The sequence below is a fragment of the Thiocapsa sp. genome (assembly GCF_022340925.1).
GTDB lineage: Bacteria > Pseudomonadota > Gammaproteobacteria > Chromatiales > Chromatiaceae > Thiocapsa.
In genome coordinates, this window is record NZ_JAJDNA010000055.1 from 1 (window position 1) to 4569 (window position 4569).

The following is a 4569-nucleotide window of genomic DNA, read 5'->3' on the forward strand; positions in this document are numbered from 1 at the left end:
ATCTGTGGTGAGGAATCGGCCCTGATCGAGTCGCTTGAGGGCAAACGCGGGGTCACCCGGAAACGTCCGCCTTTCCCGGTCACCAGCGGGTTTCGCGATCAACCGACCGTCGTCAACAACGTCGAGACCTTTCTTGCTGCCGCGCGCGTCGTCCAATGGGGCGGATACTGGTTTCGCGGGGAGGGGACGGATCAGTCGGCCGGAAGCAAGATCCTGTCGGTCAGCGGGGATTGCGCGCGCCCGGGCATCTATGAATACCCCTTCGGAACCCCGGTCCATCAGGTTCTCGCGGATTGCGGGGCCGAGAGTACCCAGGCGGTTCAGATCTCCGGTGCCGCGGGCGCGACCCTGGCCCGCCCGGACTTCGACCGCATCATTGCCTTCGAGGATCTGCCCACCGCCGGGTCGTTCATGGTCTTCGACCAGAGCCGCGACCTGCTCGACATGGTCCGGAACTTTGCTGCCTTCTTTGCAGAGGAGAGCTGCGGCTTCTGCACCCCCTGTCGCGTTGGAGGCACGCTGCTGCGCAACCTGGTCGAGAAGGTCGCGGCCGGTCAGGGCTCAGAGTATGACCTCAGCGAGCTGCGCCACATCGGGTCGGTGATGCGCCAGGCGAGCTATTGCGGATTGGGGCATACTGCTCCCAACCACGTCCTCAATACACTGGAGAAGTTTCCGCAGATCTATCGCCGACGTCTGGCCAGTCAGTCCCACACCCCGTCGTTCGAGCTCGACGCGGCGCTCTCAGAGGCCCGCGGGGTGACCGGCCGTGACGACGCCGGGGCGCACATCCAAGAGCCGCTGGGGGAGGGAACATGAGCAAGACCTTTAGGCTCGACGGCCGGGAGATCCCGTTCGAGGCGGGCCAGACCATCATGGACGCGGTGCTCGCCGCAGGCGGCTATATCCCTCACCTCTGCCACAACCCGGAGTTTGCGCCTCATGGCAGTTGCCGGGTGTGTCTCGTCGCGATCGGGGGGCGTCAGGTCTCGGCCTGCACCGCCCCGGCCAGCGAGGGTCTGGAGGTCGAGAGCGACTCCGAGGCCATCCAGGCGACGCGTCGTGCCATCCTCCAGATGCTCTTCGTCGAAGGCAATCACGTCTGTCCGGCCTGCGAGAAGAGCGGGGCCTGCCAGCTCCAGGCCGTCGCCTACTACACCGGGATGCTGGCGCCCCACTTCACCCACTTCTTCCCGCACCGGTCGGTGGATGCCTCTCATCCGGATTTCATCATCGATTTCAACCGCTGCATCCTGTGCGAGCTCTGCGTGCGGGCGAGCCGTGACCAGGACGGCAAGCGCGTCTTTGCGATCAGTGGGCGCGGACTGGACAGCCACCTGGCGATCGACTCACCGAGCGGCAGGCTTGGGGACTCCAGCTTCGCGGCTGGGGACAAGGCCGCCCACGTCTGTCCGACCGGCGCGATCCTGCCCAAGCACCGCGGCTACGAGACCCCGATCGGCGCGCGCCTCTATGACCGCGAGCCCATCAGCGTCGTCGGCGATGTGCGCGCCCACGAGGAGGAGGTGGCCTGATGTCCGACAAGCCGCGCATCGCGACCGTGTCTCTCTGCGGCTGCTTCGGCTGTCACATGTCGCTGTTGGACATCGACGAGCGCATCCTGGATCTGGTCGGTCTGGTGACCTTCGATCGGACGCCGTTGACCGACATCAAGAGGCTCGGCGACTGCGACCTGGGCCTCATCGAAGGAGGGGTCGCCAATGCCGAGAACGTCGAGGTGCTGCGCGAGTTCCGTCGTCGCTGCAAGGTCCTGGTCGCCTTTGGTGCCTGCGCCGTCAATGGCGGTGTCCCCGCCATGCGCAACCAGTTCAGGCTCGCCGACTGCCTTCGGGAGTCCTACTGCGACGGCATCGGTGTGCACAACCCGGGCATCCCGAACGACCCCGAGATCCCGCTGCTCCTCAACCAGGTCCATCCGGTCCACGAGGTGGTCGAGATCGATCACTTCCTGCCCGGCTGTCCGCCGTCTGCGGATGCCATCTGGACCTTCCTGAACGAGCTGTTGGAAGGAAAGCCGATCCGGCTTCCCTATGACCAGCTCCATTACGACTGACAACCGGATGGGTCGCTCGACGCCGTGCTGTCGTCTCAGGCATCGGACTGTCGGCCCATCCAGCGGTGATTTGACCGGAGTTTCTCGGGAATCCAACCATGGAGGTCTAATCAATGACCACACAGCTAGAGACCGCCCGGCATCCCGAGACCCTCAGGCGGGTCTGCATCGAGCCCCTGACCCGCGTCGAAGGCCACGGGAAGGTGACCCTGCTCCTTGACGAGGACAACCACGTCAAGCAGGCGCGGTTGCACATCGTCGAGTTTCGTGGGTTCGAAAAGTTCATCCAGGGCCGCCCCTATTGGGAGCTGCCGGTCGTGGTGCAACGTCTCTGCGGGATCTGTCCGGTCAGTCACCATCTGGCTGCCGCCAAGGCCTGTGACCGGCTGATCGGTGTCGCTCGTCTCACGCCGACGGCCGAGAAGGTCCGCCGGCTGATGCACCTGGGACAGACCCTGCAATCTCATGCGCTGCATTTCTTTCACCTGTCCTCGCCGGATCTGCTGTTTGGCGTCGACGATGCGGTCGCCCACCGCAACATCGTCGGTGTCATTCAGGACCATCCCGAAATCGCCAGGCAGGGCATCCTGCTGCGCAAATACGGCCAAGAGGTGATCCGCATCACCTCGGGCAAGCGTGTACATGGTACGGGCGCGCTGCCCGGCGGTGTCAACAAGAACGTCAGCACGGAGGAGCGTGATCTCCTCCTGGCCGACATCGATCGGATCGTCGCCTGGGCCGAGCAGGCGGTTCAGCTCATCAAGCGCATGATCCTGACGAGCCCGGAGTCTCACTACCGCTTCGCCAGCGTCGATGCCAACACCTTGAGTCTCGTCGCCGCCGACGGCGCCTTCGAGATCTACGACGGTGGCCTGCGCGCGCGCGATCCGCAAGGCGGGGCCATCTTCGATCACGCGGACGCTCAGGGCTACGCCGAGCTGCTGCGCGAAGAGATCAAGCCCTGGAGCTACATGAAGTTTCCCTTCATCGCCGCGCTTGGCCCTGAGCACGGCTGGTATCGCGTCGGCCCGCTCGCTCGCGTCAACAACTGCGACCGCTTCACCACCCCTCTGGCCGAGCAAGAGCGTCAGGACTTCGCGGCGGCCGGCGAGGGGCGTCCTCTGCAGGCGGCACTGACCACCCATTGGGCGCGTCTGATCGAGCTCCTGCATTGCACGGAAGCGATCCGTGAGCTGCTCGCCGATCCCGATCTCCAGGGCACGGATCTTCGTCTCGAGGGGGATCTGGGCAGCCTGGGCATCGGGGTCGTGGAGGCCCCGCGTGGCACGCTATTCCACCACTACGAGGTCGATCCGGACGGACTCGTGACCCGTGCCAACCTGATCGTCTCCACCACCAACAACAACCAGGCGATGAACGAAGCGATCCGCCGGGTCGCGGCCGACGATCTCGACGGACATGAGCTCTCCGAGCCCCTGCTTAACCGGATCGAGGTGGCGATCCGTGCCTATGACCCCTGCCTCTCCTGCGCGACACACGCTTTGGGTAAGATGCCTCTGGAGCTGGAGCTCCTCGATGCCGAGGGTCGACGCGTCGCGGCCATCCGGCGGCACGCCGACGGCTTGATCGATCGCTGAGCGCTCCGGGCCCGGCCAAGTCGCCCCGTGGCCGCGGGTTTGTGAACCTCCTGAGCACGCGCCGGGGCGACGCCCGGGCGGCGATCACCGAGCCGACAGCGACCTCCCCCGGAGGGCATCCTGATCCCCTCGCGCGGGTTTCGATCCGGGCGACCCGATTGCAAACGCCCGTCCACGCATCGAAACTGCCCTAAGAACCACGACTAAGGTTATAATAGGGCGTTAAAAACCGGAGAGATGCATGGTACAGGCGACACGACACGGCCAGTTGACGTTCAGCGACTACGTGGAGCGGGCGCTTCGCGAGGGGGCCATGTGGACACTCATGTTCGTGGCCATCTATCTGGTCCTCGCCCTCGGCAGCTATTCGCCCGAGGACCCTGGCTGGTCCTATGTAGGCGATGCCGCTCAAGTGACGAACGCCGGCGGTCGCGCCGGGGCCTGGTTCGCGGATGTCACGCTCTTCCTGTTCGGGTTTTTCGCCTATCTGCTCCCGGTCATGGTCGGCTGGAGTGCCTGGCTGGTCTTTCGCGGCCGGGGCGAAGAGCCGGCGATCAGGGCCTGGTTGCTCGCGCTGCGTTGGGTCGGTTTCCTGGTCACCATTGCCGCCGGATGCGGGTATGCCGCGATTCACCTCGCGGCACTTGGGGGCCATTTGCCGAATGGCGCCGGCGGAGGACTGGGGCTGCTGGTCAGTGACAGGATGCTTGCAACCTTCAATCCGGCGGGAACCGATTTGCTGCTCGCCGGCGCCCTATTGGTCGGCTTCACGCTCTTCTCGGGGATATCCTGGATACGGTTGCTGGAAGGTACGGGCGGCGCTGTCTTGCAGGCTGCCCAGCTGGCGCAAAGTGGGGCGGGGCGCCTGGCGAGCCTTGCGCGCTTCGGCGGTCACTC

The 4569-nt window shown here is 65.2% G+C and carries 5 protein-coding genes; all 5 read left to right on the forward strand.

The window, feature by feature from the left end; all coding sequences use genetic code 11:
- Positions 1 to 819 (forward strand): NADH-ubiquinone oxidoreductase-F iron-sulfur binding region domain-containing protein (locus LJE61_RS07495; RefSeq protein WP_296917930.1); only part of this gene is annotated, 819 nt, incomplete at its 5' end.
- On the forward strand, positions 816 to 1535 hold the full coding sequence (locus LJE61_RS07500; protein ID WP_296914922.1) for a 2Fe-2S iron-sulfur cluster-binding protein: 720 nt from the start codon (positions 816 to 818) through the stop codon (positions 1533 to 1535). The genes LJE61_RS07495 and LJE61_RS07500, both read left to right, overlap by 4 nt.
- Positions 1535 to 2074 (forward strand): NADH-quinone oxidoreductase subunit B family protein, encoded by a 540-nt coding sequence (locus tag LJE61_RS07505; RefSeq protein WP_296914925.1) that lies wholly within the window; start codon positions 1535 to 1537, stop codon positions 2072 to 2074. Before LJE61_RS07500 ends, LJE61_RS07505 begins: the two co-directional genes overlap by 1 nt.
- Positions 2075 to 2187: 113 nt before the next feature.
- Entirely contained in the window at positions 2188 to 3672 is a 1485-nt protein-coding gene (locus LJE61_RS07510; RefSeq protein ID WP_296914928.1) for a Ni/Fe hydrogenase subunit alpha, read from the forward strand.
- 241 nt (positions 3673 to 3913) lie between these two features.
- The coding region (locus LJE61_RS07515; RefSeq protein ID WP_296917932.1) for a DNA translocase FtsK 4TM domain-containing protein at positions 3914 to 4569 on the forward strand (656 nt) is incomplete at its 3' end.